23 protein-coding genes and 1 pseudogene are annotated in these 25933 nt (G+C 66.4%); 16 read left to right on the top strand and 8 right to left on the bottom strand.

The window, feature by feature from the left end:
- Window positions 1-26: 26 nt before the first annotated feature.
- Window positions 27-596 (bottom strand): hypothetical protein, encoded by a 570-nt coding sequence (locus WI26_RS22485; protein ID WP_069227235.1) that lies wholly within the window; start codon window positions 594-596, stop codon window positions 27-29.
- Window positions 597-1483: 887 nt separating this feature from the next.
- On the opposite strand from WI26_RS22485, the gene WI26_RS22480 reads away from it, so the two are divergent.
- The 13 genes from WI26_RS22480 to WI26_RS22420 all read left to right on the top strand — a co-directional run bounded on the left by WI26_RS22480 (window position 1484) and on the right by WI26_RS22420 (window position 14138).
- Window positions 1484-3148: a ShlB/FhaC/HecB family hemolysin secretion/activation protein gene (locus tag WI26_RS22480; RefSeq protein WP_236849316.1), complete on the top strand. Its 1665-nt coding sequence runs from the start codon at window positions 1484-1486 to the stop codon at window positions 3146-3148.
- Between the two features lie 67 nt (window positions 3149-3215).
- Window positions 3216-5021 carry a DUF2341 domain-containing protein gene (locus tag WI26_RS22475; protein WP_069227831.1) on the top strand — a complete coding sequence of 602 codons (1806 nt, stop codon included), beginning with the start codon at window positions 3216-3218 and terminating at the stop codon, window positions 5019-5021.
- A 19-nt stretch (window positions 5022-5040) separates the two neighbouring features.
- Window positions 5041-5451 (top strand): ExbD/TolR family protein, encoded by a 411-nt coding sequence (locus WI26_RS22470; RefSeq protein ID WP_027780971.1) that lies wholly within the window; start codon window positions 5041-5043, stop codon window positions 5449-5451.
- Window positions 5452-5455: 4 nt separating this feature from the next.
- A complete protein-coding gene (locus WI26_RS22465) occupies window positions 5456-6154 on the top strand; it encodes an energy transducer TonB family protein (RefSeq protein ID WP_081334318.1) in 699 nt (232 codons plus the stop codon).
- Between the two features lie 92 nt (window positions 6155-6246).
- Window positions 6247-8061, top strand: coding sequence for a putative porin (locus tag WI26_RS22460; protein WP_069227234.1), 1815 nt, complete (start codon window positions 6247-6249; stop codon window positions 8059-8061).
- A gap of 12 nt (window positions 8062-8073) precedes the next feature.
- Window positions 8074-8754, top strand: coding sequence for a hypothetical protein (locus WI26_RS22455; RefSeq protein ID WP_069227233.1), 681 nt, complete (start codon window positions 8074-8076; stop codon window positions 8752-8754).
- A 56-nt stretch (window positions 8755-8810) separates the two neighbouring features.
- Window positions 8811-9389 (top strand): YbjN domain-containing protein, encoded by a 579-nt coding sequence (locus tag WI26_RS22450; RefSeq protein ID WP_059464596.1) that lies wholly within the window; start codon window positions 8811-8813, stop codon window positions 9387-9389.
- Window positions 9386-9826, top strand: coding sequence for a hypothetical protein (locus WI26_RS22445; RefSeq protein WP_059464597.1), 441 nt, complete (start codon window positions 9386-9388; stop codon window positions 9824-9826). The genes WI26_RS22450 and WI26_RS22445 overlap by 4 nt, the downstream gene beginning before the upstream one ends.
- An 85-nt stretch (window positions 9827-9911) precedes the next feature.
- Entirely contained in the window at window positions 9912-10802 is an 891-nt protein-coding gene (locus WI26_RS22440; protein WP_069227232.1) for a peptidylprolyl isomerase, read from the top strand.
- A gap of 6 nt (window positions 10803-10808) precedes the next feature.
- Entirely contained in the window at window positions 10809-11654 is an 846-nt protein-coding gene (locus WI26_RS22435; protein ID WP_069227231.1) for a hypothetical protein, read from the top strand.
- A 49-nt stretch (window positions 11655-11703) separates the two neighbouring features.
- A complete protein-coding gene (locus WI26_RS22430) occupies window positions 11704-12072 on the top strand; it encodes a hypothetical protein (RefSeq protein ID WP_196480752.1) in 369 nt (122 codons plus the stop codon).
- Window positions 12073-12205: 133 nt separating this feature from the next.
- Complete coding sequence (locus tag WI26_RS22425) at window positions 12206-13564, top strand: Do family serine endopeptidase (protein WP_236849364.1); 1359 nt, start codon at window positions 12206-12208, stop codon at window positions 13562-13564.
- A 91-nt stretch (window positions 13565-13655) separates the two neighbouring features.
- Window positions 13656-14138: a hypothetical protein gene (locus WI26_RS22420; protein WP_069227828.1), complete on the top strand. Its 483-nt coding sequence runs from the start codon at window positions 13656-13658 to the stop codon at window positions 14136-14138.
- A gap of 250 nt (window positions 14139-14388) precedes the next feature.
- Here the strand turns inward: WI26_RS22420 and WI26_RS22415 are convergent, their stop codons facing one another.
- From WI26_RS22415 to WI26_RS32360, 7 genes and pseudogenes are all read right to left on the bottom strand, one after another.
- Entirely contained in the window at window positions 14389-15492 is a 1104-nt protein-coding gene (locus WI26_RS22415; RefSeq protein ID WP_069227230.1) for an ImpA family type VI secretion system protein, read from the bottom strand.
- 2 nt (window positions 15493-15494) lie between these two features.
- Window positions 15495-16562: a type VI secretion system baseplate subunit TssG gene (gene tssG / locus WI26_RS22410; RefSeq protein WP_069227229.1), complete on the bottom strand. Its 1068-nt coding sequence runs from the start codon at window positions 16560-16562 to the stop codon at window positions 15495-15497.
- A pseudogene (tssF, locus tag WI26_RS22405) lies at window positions 16562-18450 on the bottom strand (type VI secretion system baseplate subunit TssF). Before tssF ends, tssG begins: the two are co-directional and overlap by 1 nt.
- A gap of 33 nt (window positions 18451-18483) precedes the next feature.
- Window positions 18484-18963: a type VI secretion system baseplate subunit TssE gene (gene tssE / locus WI26_RS22400; protein ID WP_155624450.1), complete on the bottom strand. Its 480-nt coding sequence runs from the start codon at window positions 18961-18963 to the stop codon at window positions 18484-18486.
- A 70-nt stretch (window positions 18964-19033) separates the two neighbouring features.
- Window positions 19034-19885 (bottom strand): type VI secretion system accessory protein TagJ, encoded by an 852-nt coding sequence (locus WI26_RS22395; protein WP_059594836.1) that lies wholly within the window; start codon window positions 19883-19885, stop codon window positions 19034-19036.
- On the bottom strand, window positions 19885-20562 hold the full coding sequence (locus WI26_RS22390) for a TagK domain-containing protein (RefSeq protein WP_069227228.1): 678 nt from the start codon (window positions 20560-20562) through the stop codon (window positions 19885-19887). The genes WI26_RS22395 and WI26_RS22390 overlap by 1 nt, the downstream gene beginning before the upstream one ends.
- A 169-nt stretch (window positions 20563-20731) precedes the next feature.
- A complete protein-coding gene (locus tag WI26_RS32360; protein ID WP_155768803.1) occupies window positions 20732-21112 on the bottom strand; it encodes a hypothetical protein in 381 nt (126 codons plus the stop codon).
- Here WI26_RS32360 and tssH point away from each other — a divergent pair.
- From tssH to tssC, 3 genes are read left to right on the top strand one after another with little or no spacing between them, the layout of a single operon-like run.
- Window positions 21111-23804 carry a type VI secretion system ATPase TssH gene (gene tssH / locus WI26_RS22385; protein ID WP_069227227.1) on the top strand — a complete coding sequence of 898 codons (2694 nt, stop codon included), beginning with the start codon at window positions 21111-21113 and terminating at the stop codon, window positions 23802-23804. The two genes, WI26_RS32360 and tssH, sit on opposite strands and share 2 nt — an antisense overlap.
- Window positions 23805-23841: 37 nt before the next feature.
- Window positions 23842-24381, top strand: a complete 540-nt coding sequence (gene tssB, locus WI26_RS22380; RefSeq protein ID WP_069227226.1) for a type VI secretion system contractile sheath small subunit — start codon at window positions 23842-23844, stop codon at window positions 24379-24381.
- Window positions 24382-24408: 27 nt separating this feature from the next.
- A complete protein-coding gene (gene tssC, locus WI26_RS22375; RefSeq protein WP_069227827.1) occupies window positions 24409-25902 on the top strand; it encodes a type VI secretion system contractile sheath large subunit in 1494 nt (497 codons plus the stop codon).
- Window positions 25903-25933: the final 31 nt, after the last annotated feature.

Raw genomic sequence — 25933 nt, 5'->3', positions numbered from 1 at the left:
CCCCCGCTGTGTGGGCGCAGCCGCATTCAGGCCTCGAACGCCAGCCACGCATGCGCGATGCTCGCATGCGCGGATGACGTGACGCCGAACATCGCGGCGAGCCCCGCGACCCAGAACGCGAGCATCGCAGGGCGTGCGTCGTCGCCGTCGACCGCGAGCGGGCCGACCAGCGCGGCGATCGAATGCGAGCGCCACAGCAGCAGCACGAACAGCGTGCAGCCCATCGCCATCGCAACGAAGAACATGAACAGCGCGACCGTCGAGCGTCGCGTGAACGGTACGCGGTGATGACGCTGGTTCGTCGCGACGATCGCCACGCCGTTCGCGACCGGCACGATTGCCATCGCGAGCGTCCAGAACAGTGGCTGATCGCTCGACGCATTGATCATCAGCAGCGTGCCGATCATCCAGATCGGCGGCGCCAGCAGCGTGAGCACGCACCACGACAGCAGTTGCCACCCGAGCCATGGCGCGCGCCAGCGCAACGGGCGGCGCGGCACGGCGTGACCGGCGGCGGCGTGCAGCGGGTTCGGCGGCACGGTGGCGCCGGACAGTCTTCCAGCGAGCCAGCGTACGAGCATCGTGGCGAATGACATGGATCGGACCCCGTCGTCGACGTGTTTTTCTCATTAGTTAGGACGGATCGGGCCGCGCGAAACCGCAGATTTTCGTGGTGTCCGTGCGCGTGCCGTGCGGCCAAGGTGTCGGTGGTCCCGCGTAAACGATATCGGGCGCGCGGTCGCGCTCGGTTTCGTGAATATCTTCAGCGGAATGTCACAAAAACTTCCCGGTAGAAACCCGACGATTGTCGGGCCGCACGCAAGTGCATCGCGATTCGCGCGATACCCGTCCGGAGGCGAACTCGTTTGCCGGCGACGCACGCAAGCGCAACGTCGTAGAGCCGTTATGGCCGGGCAGGCGAGATCCATACGAAACGGGGGCCACGCACATTCCTGTACGGCATCCCGCGCGAGCGCGCGCGGGTTTCCGCCGTGCGCGCATTGCAGGCCGTACGCGGTCGGCGTCGCCGACCGCGTGTACACGCGAGCCGACCGGCCGGGTGCACGCCCTTGGCGTCGCGCCGGACGGTCCGCGTAAAAAGTTTGCGGCAATGCGTGCTTCGTTCCGTCTAGGTAGGTGAGAGCGGCAAGCTGGTGTGCCGCGCGATTTGCCGCGTGTTTGCGTCCGACACGGCCGCGTCGGCAGTTGCGGGTTTTCCGACGACGTTTCGTCCTTTCCGGTAGGCACGGTCAGGCCCGTTCGAACAGGGCTCCTGCTCTCGCGGGATGACGGCGAACACGCGAACGGTGCATCGATCGTATCGACGGATGCCGGTGATGCAAATTCGAACAATGCATCACGCGGATCATGATAAGGATGGCGAATAAATAGTCATCAAAGTGAAACAGGCATTTGATAGCGGGGCGGGCGGCTTGGGCAGCGCGGCCGTTCGGCGATCCGGAACAACAAAGGGGAATGGCGCATGCCGCCGAGAGTAGACCGCAAGTCACGCGAACGATGGCGGCTGAAATGCCGATGCCTGGCCGGTGCCGTGCTGGCCGGAGGGCTGTGTATCGCATCGGGCGTTCGCGCGCAGGGAGCCTCCGCGACGCCGGCCGCAAATACCGCGGCGTCGGGATCGTCGGCGCCGCAGACGTTCGACTTGAACGCTTTCGTCGTGCGCGGCAACACGACGCTGCCGACGCTCGAGATCGAAAAGGCCGTCTATCCGTTCGAAGGGCCGGGCCGCACGCTCGCCGACGTAAATGCCGCGCGCGATGCACTGCAAAAGGCCTATCAGGAGCGCGGCTACCAGTCGGTCGTCGTCGAGCTGCCGCAGCAACAGGTGAAGAACGGCGTGATCCTGCTGCAGGTGACCGAGGCGAAGGTGGGCCGGCTGCGCGTCGAGGGCGCGCAATACAACTCGCCGCAAAACATCCGCGACGCGGTGCCCGCGCTCGCCGAAGGCAAGGTGCCCGACTTCAACCAGGCGCAGCAGCAGCTTACCGACCTGAACCGCTCGGCGGACCGGCAGGTGATTCCGGTGCTCAAGCCGGGCGCGATGCCGCAGACGGTCGACGTCGATCTCAAGGTCGACGATCACAGCCCGCTGCACGGCACGCTCGAACTGAACAACGACAACAGCCCCGGCACGTCGACGCTGCGCACGAGCGCAAGCCTCAGCTATTCGAATCTCTGGCAGCTCGGTCACGTGATTTCCGGCACCTATGTGATTGCGCCGCAGCATCCGAACGATGCGCGCGTGTACGCGTTCTCGTATCTCGCGCCGATCAAGGACACGCGCTGGAGCTTCCTCGCCACCGTCGTGCACTCGGACAGCAACGTCGCGTCGGTCGGCGGCACCAACGTGCTCGGCAAGGGCACGACCTACGGCTTCACCGCGATCTACGCGCTGCCCGCGTCGGACACCTACGCGCACTCGGTCAGCATCGAGATCGACCGCAAGCATTACGACGAGAACGTGAGCCTGGTGGGCCAGACGTCCACCGCGCCGCTGACCTACGTGCCGGTGACGTTCTCGTACAACGGCCAGCTGAGCCTGAAAAACTCGCAGACGTCGTTCTCCGCGTCGCTGACCACCAACATCCGCGGCCTCGGCAGCGACTGGGGCGCCTGGGACAACAAGCGCTACAACGCGACGCCGGATTTCGTGTACGGCAAGTTCGACGTGAACCATACGCAGCGTTTCGCGAACGACATGCAGGCCAACGCGCACGTGAGCGCTCAGATCTCGAACTCGCCGCTCGTGTCGAGCGAGCAGTTCGCCGCTGGCGGGATGAACAGCGTGCGCGGCTACATGCAGGCGGAAGACACGGCCGACAGCGGCGTGATCGCGTCGCTCGAGCTGCGCAGCCCGTCGCTGTCGAAGTGGCTCGGCGGCGCGGTCGGCAGCCGCGTGAACGAGTGGCGCTTCCACGCGTTCTTCGATGCAGCACACCTGTGGCTGCTGAGCCCGCTGCCGGAGCAGACGTCGCGCTTCAACCTGATGAGCGTCGGCGTCGGCACGCGGTTGCAGCTGATGAAGTACGCCAGCGCGGATTTCGAGGCCGGCTGGCCACTGAAGGCGGGTGTCTATACGCGGCAGTACAGCCCGCGTTTCGATTTCTACGTACGGCTGGGGTTCTGACGGATTTTTTTTGACCGTGCCGGGGCGATGCGACGAGCGGCGCGCCCGCACATTCGGGGAGTGGATCGTGAAGCGAGTCTTGTTTTTCCTGTTGGCGGTGATGCTGGGCGTGTTGCCCGGCATTGCGAACGCATGGTGGCAGAACGACTGGTCGTACCGAAAGGCGATCACGATCGACGCGAGCCCGAAAGGCGCGAACCTCGCGGATTCGGCTGGCCGCGTGCCGCTGCTGATCCGCCTGCATTCGGGCAACTTCCAGTTCGACGGGCTGGCCGACAACGGCGCCGATATCCGCTTCGTCGCGGCGGATGACAAAACGCCGCTGAACTACCACGTCGAACAGTACGACCCGGTGCTCGGCGTCGCGCTGATCTGGGTCGACGTGCCGAAGATGCCGGGGGGCGCAGCGGAATCGATCTGGATGTATTACGGCAACAAGAAGGCGCCGGACGGCGGCAAGCCGGCCGAAACGTTCGATCCAGACTACACGCTCGTCTATCACTTCAACGGCGCGTCGGGCGCGCCGCCGAAGGACGTGACCGCGTATGCGAACAACGCTCAGAACGCGACGTTCCGCACGGTCGAGGACGGCATCGTCGGCAAGGGCGCGCGCTTCGATGGCAATGCATCGCTGACGCTGCCCGCGAGCCCGTCGCTGAACCTGCCGGCGGGCGGCGGCTTCACGTTCAGCGCGTGGGTCAAACCTGCGGTGCTCGCACCGAATGCGCTGCTCTACAGCCGCCGCGACGGCGCGAACGCGCTGCTGATCGGCCTCGACAACGGCGTACCGTTCGCGCAAGTCGACGGCGCGGCCGGCAGCGCGGCGCCGGTGCGCACGCCGGCCACGTCACCGGTCGCGGCGAACCAGTGGACGTACGTCGCGGTGACGGCCGACGGCAAGAACCTGACCGTCTACATAAACGGCAAGCAGGCCGCGCAGGTCGCGGCGGCACTGCCCGCGCTGAATGGCGTGGCGACGGTCGGCGCGGATGCGGCCGGCGCACCGGCGGGCTTCGCCGCGTACACGGGCACGCTCGACGAGTTGCGGCTGTCGAAGATCGCGCGTTCGCCCGCCGCGCTCGCGGTCGATGCGCTGGCCCAGGGCTCGGAATCGAAGCTGGTCGCGTACGGCGCCGACGAAAAGCAATCGGGCTTCGGCTTCGGTTACTTCGGCGTGATCGTGCAGTCGGTGACCGTCGACGCGTGGGTCGTGATCACGATCCTGCTCGGCATGGCGCTCGTGTCGTGGATCGTGATGTGGACCAAGGCCCGCTACGTCGGCACGGTCGACAAGGCGAACCAGTATTTCGTGCAGCGCTTTCGCGAAGTGGCGGGGCGCCACCTGGTCGGGCTCGCGCACGTCGACGAGGCCAGCACCGAAGGGCGCCGGCTTTACGAGTCGTCGCTTTACCGGCTCTACAAGGCCGGCGTGCATGAAATCCACAGCCGCGTGGACGGAAACGGCCGCACCGTGATCACGAGCGAGTCGATCGAGGCGATCCGCGCGTCGATGGACGCGACGCTCGTGCGCGAGAACCAGCGCCTGTCGAAATCGATGGTGCTGCTGACCATCGCGATCTCGGGCGGCCCGTTCCTCGGCCTGCTCGGCACCGTGGTCGGCGTGATGATCACGTTCGCGGCGATCGCCGCGGCCGGCGACGTGAACGTGAACGCGATCGCGCCGGGTATCGCGGCCGCGCTGCTTGCGACCGTCACCGGCCTGTTCGTCGCGATTCCCGCGCTGTTCGGCTACAACTACCTGCTGATCCGCAACAAGAACGTGACCGCGAACATGCAGGTGTTCGTCGACGAATTCGTCACGCGCCTCGCCGAAGCGCATCGCACGCCGGATCACGCGGTGCTGGCCGACTGAACGCACGCAGGAGACCACCATGCAGGTTCAGGACGACGACAAGCCGTACGACGACATCAACATCACGCCAATGCTCGACCTCGCGTACGTGTTGCTGATCATCTTCATCATCATGACGACCGCGTCGGTGCAGGGCATCAAGGTCGATCTGCCGAAGGCGAGCTCGTCCGCGAGCCTCGCGAAGCCGAAGACGAAGGCGATCACCGTGGCCGATTCGGGCCAGGTGTTCCTCGACGCGTACCCGGTGACGATGGACGAACTCGAGAGCCGGCTGCGCACCGAGAAGGCGACCAACCCGGAATTCCCGATCGTGCTGAAGGGCGACGCGGCCGTGCAGTACCAGAAGGTCATGGACGTGCTCGACCTGCTGCGCCGCCTCGATCTGTCGCAAGTCGGCCTCGTGACCGGCAAGGCGAAGCAGGGCGGCTAGCGCGATGGAAATGACCTACAACGGCGGCCCGCCGGACAAGGGGCCCGGCCGCTACGTGAAACCCGTCGCGATCGCGCTCGTGCTGGCGGCGCTCGCCGCGCTGATCTGGCATTTCGCGGGCGATACGGCGGGCGTGAAGCGCGCGAGCGCGCCGCAGGTGACGACGGTGATTCCGCTGCCGCCGCCGCCTCCGCCGCCGCCGCGGAAGCCGCCGCCCGAGAAGGTGAAGGAAGAGGTCAAGACGCCGGTCGAGCGGCCGACGATCGCACCGAAGCCGTCCGAAGCGCCGAAACCGTCGGACAACCAGCCGAAGCAGATGACGATGAACGCGCCGGCGCAGGCCGGCACCGACAGCTTCAACATCGGCGCGGGCGACGGCTCGGGGATGGTCGGCAGCGGCGGAGGCGGCAAGTTCGGCAATGCGAGCTACGCGCAGTACATGGTGTACGTGCTGCAGCGCGCGATCGAGCAGGACAAGGGCGTGCAGGAAGCCGGCGGCGCGCGTTTCGTGGGCAGCCTGAACCTGTGGATGGACGCGTCCGGACGCATCACGAGGGTGACGGTTGCGCAATCGACCGGCGACGCGAAGATCGATGCGGCGGTGATCGCGGCGGTCGAGTCGCTCGGCCGGGTCGACGAGGCGCCGCCGCCCGCGACCGCGTACCCGGTGCTCGTCAGGCTTCAGGGTCGCAAGCCGGCATGACGCACCGCGCGCGAATGGCGAATGAATCCACGGGGCAGGTCCGTCGCACGGATGCTGCCGGAAAAGAAACGGAAATTGTTCGGAGTGCTTCGATGATTCACAAGATGAACGGACGGGGGGCGCTGCCCCGCAGCGGGGCGCTGCCCGCGCGCCTGTCGCGCGTCGGCGCGGCGGTGCTGACGCTCGGGCTCGCGTGCGCGTCCGCCGCGCACGCCCAGTCGCTCGAGGCGCAGGCCGCGTCGGGCAAGGCCGCGCCGACGGAGAGCGTGGTGATCAACCTGATCAACCTGCTCGTCAAGCGTGGCGTGCTCACGCAGCAGAACGCGAACGAGCTGATCAGCGAGGCGCGCACCGAAGCCGTGCAGGCGCGCGCCGCGCGCGGCTCGGGCGCGGCGGTCGTGGCCGGCGCGGGCGTGGTCAATCCGCCGACGCAGCCGGGCGACGTCGCGGTGCCGTACGTGCCGCAGCTCGTGCGCGACCAGATTCGCGACCAGGTGAAGCAGGAGGTGATCGCGCAGGCGAAGGCCGAGAACTGGGCGCAGCCGAACACGTTCCCCGACTGGGTGTCGCGCATCAAGCTCGACGGCGACATGCGCGTGCGCGACGAATACCACTTCTATGGCAGCCGCAACGCGAACAACGTGACGAACTTCGCGGCGATCAACCAGGGCGGCGGATTCGACATCAATCCGAACACCAACACGACGCAGCTGCCGACGCAGAACACCACGCAGAACCGCAACAACCTGCTGCGCTATCGCGCGCGGCTCGGCGTGACGGCGACGCTGTCGGACGACATGATCGCCGGTCTCCAGCTCGCGAGCGGCAACGACAATGGCCCGGTTTCCACCACGGGTACGGCCGGTGGCGGCTGGGGCAAGAAGAACATCTGGCTGAACAAGGCGTTCTTCGCGTATCGGGCGACGCCGTGGCTGAACCTGACGGCAGGCCGCTTCGACAACCCGTTCTTCAAATCGGACCTGGTGTTTTCCGACGACCTGATGATGGACGGCCTGGCCGCGAACCTGCGTCACGCGCTGCCGTGGAATCCGGACGTCACGCTGTTCGGCACGCTCGGCGTGTTTCCGATCCAGTACACGAGCGAGAACTTCCCGTCCAACAGCACCGACAAGGCCGGCAGCGACACGAAATGGATGTTCGGCGCGCAGTTCGGCGCCGACTGGAAGATCGACGCGAAGAACCGGCTGCGCGGCGCGGTCGCGTATTACGACTTCCAGAACATGCGCGGCACGCTGTCGTCGCCGTGCGCGCTGTACCTCGGCGCGACCAGCTGCAGCACGGACAACGAGGCGCCGGCGTTCATGCAGGGCGGCAACACGCTGATCGCGCTGCGCAACATCGTGCAGAACCCGAATCTCGCCCCGGGGATGACGCCGCAGCCGCAACTGTTCGGCCTCGCGTACAACTACCGGCTGCTCGACCTGAAGGCGCAGTGGGACACCATCGTCGCCGATCGCATCAAGCTGCGTCTGGACGGCGAATACGTGCGCAACCTTGCGTACAACGACAACAAGGCGTTCGCGGCCGCGTCGCTGCCGGTCAACAATTACGAATCGACGTCGGTGAATGCGACGCGCGCCGATTACCGCAGCGGTCCGAACGGCTTCCTCGCGAAGGCGACGATCGGCGAGCCGGAGCCGCGCGAGAAGGGCCAGTGGAATTTCTCGATCGCCTACAAGTACCTGCAGCCGGACGCCGTGCTCGACGCGTTCAACGATCCGGACTTCCACCTCGGCGGCACCAACGCGCGCGGCTACGTGATCGGCGCCGCGTATGCGGTCGCGCGCGACACGTGGGTATCGGCCCGCTACCTGAGCTCGAAGGAAGTGTACGGGCCGCCGGTTTCGATCGACGTGCTGCAGCTCGAGCTCAACGCTCGCTTCTGACCGGAGCCGCGGATGAACACGACCTATCGCACGATGCTCGCGGCTGCGCTGCTGCTCGCGGCCGGCGGCGCGCACGCGCAGAGCATCGAGGAAAAGTTGCGCAGCCAGTTGCGCTCGACCGTGCAGGAGCTGCGCCAGCTGCAGGACAACCAGGCGCAATTGCAGGCCGACAAGACCACCGCGGAGAAGCAGCGCGACGACGCGCTCGCACAGCTCAAGACGGCGCAGGCGCAGCTCGCGTCGGCGCGCGGCGATTCCGGCGCCGGAGCGGCCGCGAAACGCGCGCTCGCGGCGGAGCGGGCGGGCCGCGAGCAGGATGCGCGCGCGCTGGCGAAATACAAGGCGTCGTACGAGGACCTGCTTGCCGTGTCGCATGCGCGCGATGCGCAGCATGCACAGGCGCAGAAGGACATCGCCGCGCGTGACACGCAACTGAAAACCTGCCAGGCACACAATGCGGAGCTGTATCGCGTCGGCCACGAGATCCTCGACGCATACGAGCATGTCGGGATCGGCACGTTCTTCGCGTCGCGGCAGCCGTTCGCGCAGTCGGCGCGCGTGAAGTACGACGATATCGCGCAACGCTACGGCGATGCGCTGTATGCGGGCAAGTACGATCCGGCCGCACGCGTGCCGGCCGCGACGCCCGCATCGGCGGCCGCCGCATCGGCCGCATCCGTCAGTGCGCAGTGACCTGGCCGCAGCAAGGCCTTGAACCGATCGATTCGTTGAACACCGGGAAGACAGACATGCAAGACACGCAATCGAATACCGCCGACGCGCGCGCCGCACATGATGCGCCGATCGAGGCGATCAGCGCGGAACACCTCGCCGACATCCTGCGCCGCGCGGGCTACCGCGTGACCATCGCCGAACAGAACGGCGCGATGCAGTTGATGAGCGCGAGCCAGGGTGTCGGCTTTGCGGTGCGCTTCGGCAATCCGGCCGTCGCGCTCGCGCCGCAGGGCGCCGATGCCGCGGCGATCCCGTACATCGACTACACGCTGTCATGCGTGCTGCAGGTGCAGGGCGACTTGCCGGCGGAACTCGTCGCGAACTGGAACCGCACCAAGCGCTTCGCGCGCCTCGCGAGCCACGGCGCGTTTCTCGCGCTGGAGATGGACGTGGTGGTCGCGGGCGGCGTGTCGGAGCGCCACCTGCGCTCGACGGTCGAGCTGTGGGACCGGTTGATCCAGGAATTCCTGCTGCACCTGCGCAACCGTCCGGCGATGGCCGAGCAGGAAGCGGCGGCCCGCGAGACGACGGGCGGCGACACGGCTGTACCGGCCGCGGTCGCGGCACCGCCCGAGGTCGCGGCGCAGTCATGATCGCAGCGAGCCGGCGCGCCGGCCATTGGATCGGCGCCGCGCTGCGCGCGCTGCTGCGGGAGCGCGCGCAACCCGCCGCGCGCACGACGGCCGCCGCCGACGCGCCGGCCGCATGGCTCGCGTATGCGGACGGTGTCGCGCGGCGGTTGCAGGCTGCGATCGACGGCGACGACGCGGCCGCATGCCGGTTGCGCGCGGACGTCGTGCGCTGGGCCGACCGGCTGGCGGATACCGGTGACGACCGGCTGATGCTGCCGGTGCGCGCGTGGCTCGACCGGCGCGGTCACGTGATGCGCGTGGACAGCGCGCCAGCCGGCGATCCTGCGGTCGATGCGGCGCTGCGCGACGCGCTCGTCGGCTGCGCGGTCGGCACGGCACCGCCGCACGGGATGACCCAGCCGATCGTGCTGCGCATGGCGCTGTCGAGCCTGCGCTAGCAGATGCGGCGACGAACGTAACGACGCGTAGGTCGCGCGAGCTGCGGCGTGCGCGATTCAACGCAATCGAGAGGGCAGTCGAACCATGATGACGAAGATGAAGACGCTGGCGCTGATGGTCGGCGGTCTGATGCTGGCCGCGCCGCTCGCCGCGCACGCGCAGGACGACGTGATTGCAAACGCCGCGCAGGCGTCGGTCACGCAGTCCGATATCGCGAGCCTGCTGAAGGCGGTGAGCCCCGAAGGGCGGGAGCGGCTCGCCGCCGATCCGGCGGCGCTGGACCAGATCGTGCGCTCGACGCTCGCGCAGAAGGCGGTGCTCGCCGAGGCGAAATCGAAGGGCTGGGAGAAAGACGCGCAGGTGCAGACGGCGATCGAGCAGGCGCGGCGCGACATCGTCGCGCGCAGCTATCTCGCGTCGGTGAGCGCACCGCCGGCCGACTATCCGTCGGACGCCGAGATTCAGTCGGCTTACGAGCGCAATCGTGCCGCATTCACCGCACCGCGCGCGCTGCACGTCGCGCAGATCTACATTGCCGTGCCGCCCGATGCCGATGCCGCGACGCTCGATGCCGCACGCAAGCAGGCGACCGATCTCGCGAACCGCGCACGCACCGGCGATTTCGCGGCGCTCGCGAAGGCGAATTCGCAGGACAAGACGAGTGCGGCGAACGGCGGCGATCTCGGCTTCGTGCCGGATTCGGTGATGCTGCCGGCCGTGCGGCAGGCGGCCGATGCGCTGAAACCGGGCCAGGTGTCGGCGCCTGTCCGCACCCCGTCGGGTTTCCATGTCGTGAAGCTGCTCGAGGTGCGCGCGGCCGCGCCGCGCCCGCTCGCCGACGTGAAGGAACAGGTGCGCACGATGCTGCGCGCGCAGCGCACGCAACAGAACGCACGGGCGTATCTCGCGAAGCTCGCCGCGAATGCGCCGATCAACGAAGACGCGCTGAAGAAAGCGCTCGCGGCTGCGCGGTAGGCGCCCATGGCACCTGTCCATTCGACGCCGCGCGCCATGGCGCCCGATGCACGCAAGCCGGGGCGGCGGCGCGCGGCTGCCGCGCCCGATCGTCCGCGTCTGCCGAAGGCGAACCCGTGGCCGGGGCGGCCCGGCGAATGGCCGACGCATTGCCCGCTGTGCTTCGGCGCGCTCGAACCGCTGCCCGGCGCGGGCGGCCACGCACGGCACCGCAGCGCGCGCTGTTCGGCCCAGTGCGTGCTGACGACGCGGCAATACCAGCCGGACGAGCTCACGATCCGCGGCTCGCGCGACGCGCGGGTGGCGGCACGTCATCGCGAGGGGTTCGTCGTGCAATGGGCACGTCATTACGCGTTGATGCGACATGCGTGGCCGTCGCTGACGATCGAGCGTTTCATCGCGGTGATCGCGTGCATGGACGTCGCGGATCTCTGGTCGTACCGGACGCTGCGCGACGCCGATCTCGCGGCCGTGCTGCTTGTGCTGGCCGGCTTCCTGCGCGTGCCGGATGCACCCGTCGGCGACGAGCCGGCCGCTGTCGCGTCCGGGGTTGCGGTGCTCGCGCCGACGGTGCGCTGGGTGCGGTTCTGGTTCGATGCGAGCGTGCGCGACGTCGGCGACCTGTGGAAGGCGGGCAGCGATGCGCCGCGACTCTTTCGCGTCGACTATCGGGAACCGGTCATCACGCCGTATCCGACCGGCGCGCAGGTGCAGGCGTGGCAACCGGTCGACGGGATGCGCGACGCATGGGCGCGGAGCGCCGACGTGCTCGCGCCTGCGGTCGAAGCGGCCGAGCGCGCTGCGTTCGAGCGCTTTCTCGCGCGGCCGAGGGCGCACGGCGCGCTCGCATGAACGGACGAACGCACGGGGATCAACAGACCGTGTTCGAGGGGAAGCGTGGATGAAGATGCGACTGAAGATGCTGGTGACGATCGCCTGCGTGCTGCCGGTTGCCGGCGCGCTTGCACAGGGCGGTCGCACGGCGGCAGCCGAGCCCGGTTCCGCTGCGAAGCCCGTGTGCGTCGACGCGGAAGTCGACGGCAAGCGCGCGCTGTCGTACGACTGCCTGAGCCAGCAACTGAAACCGACCGCCGATGCGCAACCCGGCGCGGCGTCCCAGACGGATTCGGAGCGGTTGTCGAAGCAGCCGTCGAATCGTCTCGGCACGTTCAACTTGTCGACAGAGCGGAACCGCTTCGGCTCGAACTGGGGCCGCTCGGTGACGCCGCAACGGCCTGACGCACCGGTCGCGGTGCCGCCGAAGCCATGATGGCGCGCGGCATCGGGAACAGACGAGGAGCCACGACGTGAACGTCTGCATGAACATCGGGCGGACAGTGCTGCCGCGAATGACGATAAGCGCGTTGGTCATCGCATGCGCGTGCATCGCGACGACGGCCGCGATGGCGGCCACATCGGCCGCGACATCGGCCGCCGAACGGGCCGCATCGGCAGCGGACCGTCCCGTTGCCGCAACCGTCGCGCTGCCGAACTTTGCGGCGCTCGTGCGGCGTGTGGGCCCGGCCGTCGTCAACATCAGCGTCACGCGCGAAGTCACGCAGATGGGCATCCAGCTGCCGCCGGGCATTGCCCCCGATCATCCGCTCGCGCCGTTTCTCGCGCGGCGCGTGATCGGCAACCGCGAGGAGGTGAGCCTCGGCTCGGGCTTCATCGTGAGCGAGGACGGCGTGATCCTGACGAACCGGCACGTGGTCGGCGGCGCGGCCGCCGTCGACGTGAAGCTCACCGACAAGCGCGAGTTCAGGGGGCGCGTGATCGGCAGCGATCCGGTGTCCGACGTCGCGGTGATCCGCATCGACGCGCGCAACCTCCCGGTCGTCGCGACGGGCGACGCCGCGCGCACCGAGGTCGGGGACTGGGTGATGGCGATCGGTTCGCCGTACGGGTTCGCGAACACCGTCACGCAAGGCATCGTCAGCGCGAAATCGCGTTCGTTGCCCGGCGAGCGTGCGATTCCGTTCATCCAGACCGACGTGCCGATCAATCCCGGCAACTCGGGCGGGCCGCTGTTCGATCTCGACGGCCGCGTGATCGCGATCAACTCGATGATCTTCTCCAAGACGGGCGGCTATCAGGGGCTTGCGTTCGCGATTCCGATCGACATCGCGCTCGACGTGAAGGATCAGCTGCTGCGCACCGGCAAGGTCACGCGCGGCCGGCTCGGCGTGGCCGTGCAGGAAGTGAGCCAGGCGCTCGCGCGTTCGTTCGGTCTCCAGAACGCCGACGGCGCGCTGATCACGATGGTCGAACCCGATGGCCCGGCCGCGCATGCGGGGCTTCGGGCAGGCGACGTCGTGCTTGCGGTCGATGGCAAGCCGGTCGCCGAATCGGCGGACCTGCTCGGCACGATCGCGGGCATGCGTGCGGGGCGGCAGGCCGACCTGCTCGTGTGGCGCGCGGGACGGACGATGCACGTCAACGCGACGGTCGGCGCGTTCGACAGCGGGGTGGTGTCGGCTGGCGGCGCGCAAGGGCCGGCGCGATTCGGGCTCGCGCTGCGCGCCGCGACCGAGCAGGAACGGCAGCGGCTTGGCGTGAACCACGCGCTCGTCGTCGAACAGGCGAGCGGTCAGGCGGCGCGTGCGGGCCTGCAGCCCGGCGACATCGTGCTGTCGGTCAACGGCACGCCGGTCGCGAACATCGGTGCGCTGATGGCCGAGATCGACGCCGCGCACGGCAACGTCGCGCTGCTCGTGCAACGCGGCGGCTCGCGGCTGTATGTGCCGATCGAAATCGGATGAGCGATGGCGGGCGATCGGGCGCGATGCGCGACGGTGCGGCACGCGTGGTTTGTTCGGGAGCGTGGGCGACACACGGGAAACGGGAGGCATGATGGCGCGAAGGTGGGAAGGGGCAGTATCCGGGTGGCTGCGCGTCTGCCTTTGCGCATGCGTGCTGGCCGTATGCGTGCCGGTTGCCGCACAGACAGCCGACGTGCCGCAGCCGTGGATCAGCTATGCGCAGCTCGTCGGCCGCCAGTTCCAGGCGTGGCTCGAAGCGGACGGCGACGCGGCCGACCGGCTGCATCGGTATCTGGAAGAGCGCGTGCTGAGCGCGCGTGCCGATGCGCCGCCGCCGGCGATCGTCGTGCGCGCGTGGATCGGGGCAAACGGTGCGGTGACACGTGTCGAATTCGCGTCGCTCGGCTCGGCCGATGCCGATGCGACGCTGCGACAGTTGCTGACCGAGAGTCCGATCAACGAAGCCCCGCCGCCGGACATGCTGCAGCCGTTGCGGGTGCGGTTGAGGTTGATGCCGAATCCGGACGCGGCGGCCGGTGCGCCGGCGTCGGACGTGGCGGCGCGCACGCCGTGACGGCACGAATGCGACGGCTCCACGCGCCGGTCGAGCGCGGGCACGCATCGACGACGGACGATAGTGCCGCAGGTTTCGTACTCTAAGCGGATACAAACGTCAGTTTCACGTATGACCGCGCGAATATCCGGGCTCACCAGTCGCACTGCCAGCGCCCGAGCGCATGATGCGCATTCGCTACCGTCTCAGGCCCGCTGAGCGTTCGGCGCATGGATGCGGGTATTCAACTGGAAGGAACATCGCACCGCCATCACGCGTCGTCTGTTTCTTCCCATTGCACGAGCAAGTCGTGAGGAATTGCTTTGACGATTTCGGCGTAACGTTTGCCCGCGAACCGTTCCGCGCGATTGAGCAACACGGGAATCGGGCTGCTCGGTTCATGCGCGTCGAACCAGGTCCGGGCCATGCGGATCAACGCAAGCGCTGCCTCGCGGTCGACAGGTTCTGACGTGGGCCGGGCCGGAGCGGCGTCGAACACGCTGGCCGGGTCGGGGCTTGCAGCGGCTGGCGTCTCCGTCGCATCGTGTTTCGTTGCCGTTTCCATTGGCGGGGCGGCTTCGACGGGTTCGCCAATGGGTTCGGGCGCTGCTGTCTCTGCCCGCACGCCCAGCTTGGCGAGCAACCCGGTCAGCAGCGACAGATCGGGACGGTACGCTTCGAGATGTCTGGCGCTCCACGCGTCGATCGCATCGAGGCTGGCGATTGCGTTGTCGAATCCCGACATGACAGCCGGTTGCCGGGCACGCAGATCCCGCAACTGCTGCGCAACGGACTCGAGCGCAAGCGCGTCGACCGACCGCGGAACGGCAAATGCGCGTTCGACATCGCGAACCTGCAGCCGGGCCAGTGTCGATTTCGCGAGGACGATTTCCCGTACATCGGCGAGCAGCCCATCGGGATCGGCCAGCGCCTGCAGCGCATTCATTCGCATGTCGAGCGCAGCGTCGCGTTCGTTCCCGGTATCGGACTGCGGATGGATATGTTCCGCGAACGCCAGCAGCCAGGCGGCCAGCAATCCGACACCCTCCGCGAGGCCGGCCGCGCCGCCGAGCCGCGTACGGCACCGCGTGTAAAGCACGGCCACGCGAATATCCTTCGTGCGCGCCATCAGTCGCAGGCAGTCGCGCTCGATCTCACTCCAGTTGACCGGATCGGGGGAGCCGACGAATGCCCCGTACTGCACGTCCTGCTTCGGCGCGGCGCTGGCAAATATCACGACGAAATCGTGGTCGTATTCGAGATCGGGGCCGCAGGGCGCGCCGTCGCTGATCGGCGCGAGCCAGTCGTGGGGCGCGGCACCCTTGGCGGAAGCATGGTCGGGTGCGGTCTGTTTTGCGTTCTGTTTCTTGCTCATGGTCAATTTCGGGAGTCGGTGGGCTGGCGCGTGGCACGCCGTGCGTGCCGCTCCGGTTCGAACCGCATGCCGGTAATCGGTTCGTGCGGACCCGGGCAGCCGAGCCATCCCGACCACCCGATGCGCTGGGCACCGCCCATCACGGCCGGTGGCGCACTGTCGGGCCTGATGCGCAGTTCGAGTTCCCATTCGAGTTCATGACCGACGAAGGCGCGCACCCATTCGATCAGTTGCGGCAAATCCTCGCCCTGTGGCGTAAAGCGTAGATAAGCCTCGAGATCGACAGGTCCGATCACGATGCGGAAACGGTGCTGGCGGTCCGGCGCGACGCGGCCGAGGATCGCGCCGTGACCCATCGTCGCGGCCGGCCCCGGCTGTCCCATTCTTCCCCGATCGGCTGAATCAATTTCGATCCAGTGGAATACGTTCTCCTCGATCGCGACCGGCACGCCGAAGTAGTGTTCGAGCGTGGCGCGCAATCCGTCCGGATTGCGCGATTCGCGTACGAGGTGCGCCGAGGCTGCGAGTCGCGCATGCGACGGTAGCGGGCGTCGGCCGATTTCCGCGGTGTCCCGCCCCGCGAGGGTCGCGACGTAGAAAGAGAAGTGTTCGTCGTCCCGGCGGTCGAGCCCTGCCGTCGCCTGTGCCGACGCCCACGCGCGGTAGAACAGCGCCAGGAAACGGTGATGAAAAAGATCGAGGAAATCGACAGTCGTTGTGTCGCGACGACTGTCTTCGCGATCCTTTGCCATCTCGGTGACGTGGATCGGCAACGGTCCGTTCGGCCCGAGCATGCCCAGTCCGAACAGGCGCACCTTGAGACGACCCGCGGTTTCATTCACGCTCGCGATTTCACGCGGTGCGAAGGCGAGGGTCGGCTGTTGTCCGAGCCGGAATGGTTCCGCCCGCGGCCTGCGCGCGGTGCCCACCCGATCGATTTCCGCGTCCGCGCCGATGCGCCGCAGCAGCGACAGGAATCCGAAGCGCCACGGTTCGGTATGCAGACGGTCGAGCAGTTCAGGCGACAGCGTGTGGTCGCGCACACGTGCGTCAAGCGTTGCGTGCTTCATCACAGCACTCCGCGTGTGCCGGTGCGCACGGGCCACCGCGCGATGCGCCCGCGCTGCATCGAGTGCAGTTCGGTCTGCGTAAAGCTATTGAGCGACACATGTCGGGCCAGCCAGTGTTCGAGGATTGCGCCGAACAGATAGGGGCTGACGCCGGAGAAGCCAGTCTCGTCGATCGTCAATGCGCATTCGATGCCGCGCCCGAATGTCATCGGGCCGGTGCCGGGCAGCTTGCGCGTCACGGGGCGCGTCTGCACGCCGACGAGGCTTTCAACCTGTCGGCCGTGTTCGGTGTTGCCGTTCGCCACATACAAGCGCAGCAGATCGCGCAGGCCCTGGCCGCCCTCGCGATGATCGAGTTCCTCGAGAGGCAGGTAGTTGAAATTGAGCTGGCGGATCAGGCGCCACGCCATCTCACGCTCGGCATAGGGGGCAACGGTGGGCTCGGCGGCCGGATCAGACCGATGCTCTCGACGGGTGCGGATCGCGCGGTGTCGAGGTCGCGCACGCCGTCGCGCGGCACGAGCGTCGCGAGATCCCTGTTCGTCAGCAGCGCATCGACCGACAGGAAGCGCATGTCCTCGCCGTAAGGTGCGTCGTTCTGGTCGACCAGCGACAGGAACACTTCGGTGCCGACGTAGGGCGTGCGCGTGCCATAGCGCCGCGCCGAATTGGACACGAGCCGCCGTTCGCGGCGTGCCGAGAAATAGCGACCGTGATTGCCTTCGTCGTTGTTCAGCGTTTGATAGAGCGGGCGAAATTCCAGTTCGGCCGACGTGGCCGCCACTTGTCCGTAGACCGTCTCGACGGAGAACACTTCGTAATCGAGCGGTGCGAGACGCGCCGGCACCAGATGGAATTCGGTTTCGCGCGGCGAGATCTCGATGCGGTCAGTGTGCTTCCTGAAGAGATTGACGACGGGCGTGCAGAACAATGCGAAGCGCGACGCGTCGACCAGGGTGGCGAGCGAGCCCGGCGCCCGGTCGAGCAGCACGACGATCTCGACTTCGCGACCGGGTATGCGGGAGAAGCCTTCGGCCAGGCCGTTCAGTGCAAAGAACCAGAACCGCGCGGGGCATGCAAAGTATTCGTGCAGCAGGTTGTGTCCGTGGAATTTCGTCCAGTTGAGCGGCAGCAGGTTCTGGTCGGGCCGCAACCCCTCGTGTTCGACCGCGTTGCGGGTGACGGCCGCGCATGGGCGGCCCGGCGCGCCGAACTCGCCTGGCGCCGCGATCACCGTAGCGATGTTCGACGCGTGCAGCAGTTCGAACAGGTGCGACGCGACTTGCTCGTCGCCCGGCAAATAGACCGGTAATCGGTCGAGCCCTTTCAGATCGGCGACCCGTATCTCGCCGTTGGTCGCCAGCCGCAAGCGCAGCGCGCCGCGCACCTGAGTATCGGGCGGGACATGGCGATCGAGTGCCGGGATGTCCGGAGGAACGCCCGTCAGGCGCGCGTCGGTGATCGTGAGTGGCCACAGCGTCACGTCCTGGCCGCTCGTAAACCGACACGCGGTTTGCTCGCCATCGGGAACGCGTGCCGTGAATGCCGTGCCGCGCGGGATGCAATGCCCTTCGGCAAGATTGCCCTCCGAGCGTCCCGGATACAGACGCGCGATGGATATCGACGGCGTCGGCGCGACATAGTTCGGATAGGTCACTTCGAGCAGCCGCCCGGTGAAGCGCGGAAACTCCGCGTCGAGTTTGAGCTGCATGCGCGCGGCCATGAAACAGAACGATTCGATCAGTCGTTCGACGTACGGGTCGGCCACGTCGCCCGCTTGCATGCCGAGCCGGCGCGCGATCTTCGGGTGGATATGCGCGAACTCGGTGGCGAGTTCGCGCATGTAGACGAGTTCCTGGTTGTAGTAGTCGAGCAGTCGCGGATCCATCGAAAAGTCTCGTTGTCGTTGTCGTCGGGAGGCTCAGTTGCGCCGCATGCCGGTAATGTGTATCTCGCTCGTTTCGAGGTCGAGTGAGCTCTGAACCATGAATTCGAGCGGATATGGATCCATGTGGATCATCCCGCGTACTTCGAACGCGAGGATGTTGTGATGCTCGCCCGCGTCGATCGACTGGCGCGGCGACACCGTCAGCGTATCGGGCATAAGTCGCGGCTCGAAATCGGTAATGGCGCGGCGAATCATCCGCTCGATGTCATTCCACTGGCGCGATGCGAGAAACGTGCCGGCAAGCGGCGGCACGCCGAAATTGACCGTCGAGGCGGCCGCCTGCGGGTAGCGTTCGCGGTCGATCCGGTCGGCGATGCTCGTCGTGTTGAGCAGATAGGCCAGATCGCGCTGCACGATATCGCGCATCTGCTTGCGCGTCACCGTGTATTCCTCGGGTGCCTCGGTTTGACGATGCGGCGCGTCGTCGCGCAGGCGGTCCAGCAGAGTCGGCATCAGATGTGCGCTGGCGCGTCGGGGCGTGCGTCGGCCCGGTGCGCCAGCGGATCGCGGAGGTGTCTTGCGGTCAGTCATCGAGCTGCTTCCTGTCGGTCGCGTGTCGTGCGACATGCGAGCCGAATGTGGCATCGGCCAACTCGAACAGGCTGAAGTCGCCTTGTTCCGTCATCCAGGTCTTTTGCCCGAGCGCGATGGCGGCGGTACGGCCTTCGTGCCGCCAGACGGTTTCGCGGCCGACGCGCACGGCGTCGCTGCCGGCTTCCGAGCCGGGGTACCGCGCCGGCATGAAACCGTGGAGGGTATTGCCGTCGACGAGTGTGAGCGTGCATGGCGCCCAAACCAGGTCGACGAGCGTCGTCGGTGTCGACACACGCCAACCCGCCAAGTCGGCAATCGGCACCCAGCGATAGTGGCCGGCACTGATGAATTCGCAGACGGGACCGAGCCGCGAGTCGCTGTCGACGATCCACGCGGCTGTCCCGTCGGGAATGCTGGTGGCGACATCGGGCGCGGCGTCGAATGCGGCCGAGCGCAGCCCGTCGGCTACCTCGAGCTGTCCCTCAGCGGCGGCACGTAGCGCGCCGAGCAGGCCGTCGATCCACGGCGGCGGGTCGAACACGAACCCCGGCCGCGCGCGTCCGTGGACCACCCGTGCGCGATGACGCTCCGCGCGGATCAGATCGCGAAAGACCTGTGCGGTCTGCGCCTGGTCCGGCACGAGTCTGCCCCAGACCTGCAATTGCTGGATGGCCCTGGCCCATTGCCCGGTCACGCACATCGACTGGAACAGCGCCCACCGGTGTGGCGGAGTGGTTGGCTGCGCACGTACGCGCGCTTCCGTTCGCGCAATCTGTTCGTCGAGTGGTGCCTGGCTCAGGCGATGGGCCGGGAGCACTTCCGCGGCGGTCGATCGGGTCATCATTGATCCGTGCGCGATGGGGTGGGCAGCGGGCTGTCCATGGACAGCATGTGATGTTCGCGGCGGGTGAGCGCGGGAGGCTGCGCCGGGGGCCGTTGCGCGGTGACCGCATGAAACTCGGGCGGCGCGAAAAGGCGCAGGATTTCCGGAACCGGCTCTTCTCCGAACTCGGGTTCGCCGCCGTCGAGACGATCGAACAGATCCTCGAGCGAGCGCTCTCCGGAAAGCAGGACTTCGATCGAATCGGACGCGTCGTGATCTGTGTCGGCGTGCCGCTCACCGAGCATCTCGAGTGTGGGCGGCTGCTGCGACGCCTCGTCCGTTTGTGTCGCACACGCGTCGGCGAGGGATGTCTCGGGATCGGCGAGCGCGCGCCAGTATTGGGCGTGGAGCACGCCTATGATGTCGCGTTCGTGTTCGACACTGCCCATTGTAATTACGGCATCCGTCGACTCGCCGCCGCGGTTCGTCGCCGAGGCAAGACGCCCGTGAAGGCCGTCATCACCGATCAGGTCGAGTATCGGCGAGATTCCATCCGGACTGCTGATCGATGTGGGACGAAGCAATTCGTCGATCGTCGATTCGCGGTCGGCGGCCCGCTTCGGCGGACCACGCAGCGCGGGCTCGTTGTCGGGCTTATTGGTCTGGCGATGCCATGGCAGGGAAATTGAGCGCATGGAAAAGAAATCGGGCGATAAAGACGCATTTTAACCATGAGTTTGAGTGGTTCGTCCATTGTTAGTGAAAAGGGGGTGTGCGGAGTGGTCTGTTTTGAGATAAATACGAAGTGTTAAATTGTTTAATTTTATTTGTAGTAAGTCGTTGTATTTCATTGTTATCAATGGCTTATCTTTTTGAGATTGTGCGGTGACGAGGTGTGCATCCTATTTTTGCAAATAAAAACAACATGTTGCGTGGAGGGTGCGCGAGTGTCTGGTGATGAACTCCTCCGATGTGGTGGCCGCGCGGTGGCGCGCGGACGGCAATGGTGATGCGTATCGAGCGCCGATTAATTTGAGATAGTCGATTGCTGTCTTTTGTTATTGACGATTGCTGGTATTCGTGCTGATAATTCGGCTCCAATTCGAATTTGCCGAATAAATTGAATTGGCGAGAGAATGATGCGGGGAAATTTTCGATCGATTCAGGCGCTGTCGCGTGATAGGAGTCCTGAAAAGGTATCGCATTCCATGCATCGCCGAAACGAAGAAGAACCAAGACCATCATGACCATTTCACGCCAGAAGCTGTTCGGCAAGCTCGGGGTTCACCTTTACCGCGGCATCGAATCGGCGACAAGCTATTGCAAGTTGCGCGGCAATCCGTTCGTCGAGCTTGTCCACTGGCTGCACCAATTGCTGCAGCAACCCGACGGCGATTTTCACCGGATCTTGCGGCACGCGGGCATCGAGCGCGAAGCGCTCGAACGCGATTTCGCGCGTGCACTTGCCGAGCTGCCGGCAGGCGCAAGTTCGATCAACGATTTTTCCTGGCACATCGAAGCCGCGATCAAGCGCGCGTGGGTGCTCGCCACGCTCGGTCACGGCGAGCAGCGGGTGCGCGGCGCGTGGCTCGTCGCGGCGCTCGCGTCCACCCCTGAATTGCGTCGCGTGTTGCTCTCGATCTCTCCTGCATTCGGCAAGCTTCCAGTCGATGGCCTCGACGACGCGCTTCCCGCGTGGATCGAGGGCTCACCGGAAGCGAGCGATGCCCCTTACGACCAAAGCGACTTTGCCCCCGCGACGCCGGGCGAAGCATCCGGCGCGATGTCGGTCGCAACGAAAGGTGCGCCGCTCGATCAATACTGCGCGGATCTGACCGCGCAGGCTCGCGCCGGCGACATTGATCCGGTGATCGGCCGCGAGCTCGAGATCCGCACGATGATCGACGTCCTGCTGCGTCGCCGGCAGAACAATCCGCTTGTGACGGGCGAAGCGGGCGTCGGCAAGACGGCGGTCGTTGAAGGGCTTGCACGGGCGATTGCGTCAGGCAATGTGCCGCCTAAACTGGCCGACGTGCGGCTGCTGTTCCTCGATGTTGGCGCACTGCTTGCCGGAGCGAGCATGAAGGGCGAATTCGAGGCGCGTCTGAAGGGCGTGCTCGAAGTGGCTGCGAAATCGCCGACGCCCGTGATCCTGTTCGTCGACGAAATCCACACATTGATCGGCGCGGGTGGTCAAGCCGGTACAGGCGACGCCGCCAATCTGCTGAAACCGGCGCTGGCGCGCGGCACGATTCGCATGATCGGGGCGACGACCTGGGCCGAGTACAAGCGGCACATCGAGAAAGACCCGGCGCTGACCCGCCGCTTTCAGGTTCTGCAGGTGGCCGAGCCGGAGGAACCTGCCGCGATCGACATGGTGCGCGGTCTGGCACAGACGTTTTCGACACATCACGGCGTCGTGGTGCGCGATGAAGCGATTCGCGCGGCGGTCGCGTTGTCGCACCGTTATATCCCTTCGCGCCAGTTGCCGGACAAGGCGATCAGCCTGCTCGACACGGCATGTGCGCGGGTTGCGCTATCGCAGCATGCGGCGCCGCGCGAGCTCGACGACGCGCGGCAGCGGCTCGCGGCCGCGCACGCGGAAGAGGCGTTGCTGGTGCAGGAAGCTTGCATCGGTCTGGACGCGGACAAGGCGCTGACCGATGTGCGTGCCCGCATCGAAGGGCTGGCGGCGGAAGCGGTGGCGGTCGACCGCCGATGGCGGGAGCAGATTGCGGCGGCCCAAGCGCTGCTTGCGGCACGCGAGGCTGCCGTTCCGGATGCCGATGGCGTGTCCGAAGACCCCGCTGCATCGGTCGCGACCTTGCATGAACTGGAGCGAACGCTGTCCACCCTGCAAGGCGACGGGCCGCTGGTGTTTCCGGAAGTCGACGCATCGATCGTCGCGCAGATCGTTTCCGACTGGACCGGAATCCCGGCGGGCCGCATGTTGACGGATGAAGTCGCGGCCGTGCGCACGTTGCCCGATACGCTCGAGGCGCGCGTCATCGGCCAGTTCGACGCACTGCGTCAGATCGGCGAGCGCGTGCAGACGGCTCGCGCAGGTCTGGCCGATCCGAAGAAGCCGCTGGGCGTGTTCCTGCTTGCCGGTCCATCGGGCGTCGGCAAGACTGAAACCGCGCTTGCCCTCGCCGAAGCGTTGTACGGCGGCGAACAGAACCTGATCACGATCAACATGAGTGAGTATCAGGAACCGCACACCGTTTCGGGGCTGAAGGGGGCGCCGCCCGGCTACGTCGGTTACGGCGAGGGCGGCGTGCTGACGGAGGCCGTGCGCCGACGCCCATACTCGGTCGTGCTGCTCGACGAGATCGAAAAGGCACACCGCGATGTGCACGAGATGTTCTTCCAGGTGTTCGACAAGGGCTACATGGAAGACGGCGACGGGCGCTACATCGATTTCCGCAACACGACCGTCCTGCTCACCAGCAACGTCGGCGCTGAGTTGACCGCGAGCCTATGCGTCGATCCGGCGCTTGCACCTGGCAACGACGCGTTGCGGGATGCGCTGGCACCTGAATTGCTGAAAGTTTTCCCGGCGGCATTCCTCGGGCGCGTGACCGTGGTGCCGTACCGGCCGCTCGCGGAGCATGCGCTCGCCAGTATCGTGCACCTGCATCTGCGCCGCGTCGTGGCGCGCATGGCGAACAGCCACGATATCGCGCTCACCTATGGCGACGAAGTCGTCGAGTACGTCGTCGCGCGGTGCCTCGTCCAGGAGACCGGCGCGCGCGTGCTCATCGGCTTCATCGAACAGTACGTATTGCCGCGCTTATCCGCCCTGTGGCTCGATGCGTTCGCGTCGAAGCGAACGCTTGCCCGTATAGCGATCGGCATCGCGGATCCGGACGCCGCGCCGGCCGACGCGCTCGTCTTCGAGGCGACTCCTTTCCTTTCCGAAGAGCCGGTTCGCTGAGCTCGCATTTCATCCAACACCGTCCAGGAGCCCGTGCATGTCCGCTTCCAACAGTTCGCAGAAATTTATCGCGCGCAATCGTGCGCCGCGCGTACAAATCGAGTACGACGTCGAAGTCTACGGTTCGGAGAAAAAGGTCGAACTGCCATTCGTGATGGGCGTGCTGGCCGACCTGTCGGGCAAGCACCCAGCCGAGCCGCTGCCGGCGGTGTCGGAGCGCAGCTTCCTCGACATCGACGTCGACAACTTCGACGAGCGCATGAAGGCGATCAAGCCGCGCGTCGCGTTCGCCGTGCCGAACACATTGACGGGTGAAGGCCAGATGATGGTCGACATGACCTTCGAGCGCATGGAGGATTTTTCGCCCGCGGCGATCGCGCGCCAGGTCGAACCGTTGCGCCGGCTGCTCGAGGCCCGCACGCAACTGGCGAACCTGCAGACCTACATGGACGGCAAGTCGGGCGCCGAAGCGCTGGTGACGCAGCTGCTGCAGGATTCCGCGCTGCTCAAGTCGCTGGCCGCCGAGCCGAAGCCGGGGCGCCACGAGCCTGCCGCCGACGAAGCCGGCTCGAACTGACCCACGAACAGATAGAGGATGACCACCATGGCAAGAAAGGAAGCCCAAGCCGTCGCCGTGCAGGAGACCAGCCAGTCCGAATTCGCGCAACTGCTCGAACGGGAATTCCGGACCAAGTCCGAACAGGCCCGCGAATCGGTCGAGATCGCGGTTCGAACGCTTGCGGAGCAGGCGCTGGCGCAAACCGCCACGATCAGCGACGACGCGTACAAGAGCATTGCGGCGATCATCGCGCAAATCGATCACAAGCTGTCGGAGCAGATCAATCTGATTCTGCATCACGACGATTACCAGGCGCTCGAATCCGCGTGGCGCGGCCTGCATCATCTCGTGTCGAACACGGAGACCGACGAGCATCTGAAGATCCGCGTGATCGATGTCTCGAAGAGCGAATTGCATCGGACGATGCGCCGCTACAAGGGGCTCGCGTGGGACCAGAGTCCGTTGTTCAAGCAGATCTACGAGGAAGGTTATGGCCAGCTCGGCGGAGAGCCGTATGGCTGCCTGGTGGCCGATTACTACTTCGACCATACGCCCCCGGACGTCGACTTGCTGGGGTCGATCGCGAAGGTTGCCGCGGCCGCGCATACGCCGTTCATTGCCGGCGCCGCGCCGTCGGTGCTGCAGATGGAATCGTGGCAGGAGCTCGCCAATCCGCGCGACCTCACGAAGATCTTCACGCAGAACCTCGAATACACCGCATGGAACTCGATGCGCCACACCGAGGATGCGCGTTACGTCGGTCTCGCGATGCCGCGTTTTCTCGCGCGCTTGCCGTATGGCGCGAAAACCAATCCGGTCGACGAATTCGATTTCGAGGAAGACACGAACGGGTCGGACCATAGCCGCTACGGCTGGGCAAATGCCGCATACGCGATGGGCGTCAACATCAATCGCTCGTTCAAGCAATACGGCTGGTGCTCGCTGATCCGCGGCGTCGAATCGGGCGGGACGGTCGAGAACCTGCCGTGCCACACGTTCCCGACCGACGACGGTGGCGTCGACATTAAATGCCCGACCGAGATCGCGATCTCGGATCGGCGCGAGGCCGAGCTGTCGAAGAACGGCTTCATTCCCCTCGTGCACCGCAAGAACACCGATCACGCCACGTTCATCGGCGCGCAGTCGTTGCAGAAGCCGGCCGAGTATCACGACCCGGACGCGACCGCCAATGCGAATCTGTCAGCGCGCCTGCCGTACCTGTTCGCGTGCTCGCGCTTCGCGCACTACCTGAAGTGCATCGTGCGCGACAAGATCGGCGCGTTCAAGGAGCGCGAGGACATGCAGCGCTGGCTCAACGAATGGATCATGCACTACGTCGACGCCGATCCGGTCAACTCGTCGCAGGAGACGAAGGCGCGCCGCCCGTTGGCCGCCGCCGAAGTTGTCGTGGAAGAGGTCGAGGGCAACCCGGGCTACTACACGTCGAAATTCTTCCTGCGCCCGCACTTCCAGCTCGAAGGACTGACCGTCTCGCTGCGGCTCGTGACGAAACTGCCGTCGATCAAGGAAGCCGCCTGATTCACGGTGTGCGCGTTTTTTGTTTTGCCGG

It is taken from the genome of Burkholderia diffusa, assembly GCF_001718315.1.
Classification (GTDB): Bacteria; Pseudomonadota; Gammaproteobacteria; order Burkholderiales; family Burkholderiaceae; genus Burkholderia; species Burkholderia diffusa_B.
The sequence above is the reverse complement of the archived record's forward strand: the minus strand, read 5'-3'. Positions and strand labels throughout refer to the sequence as shown.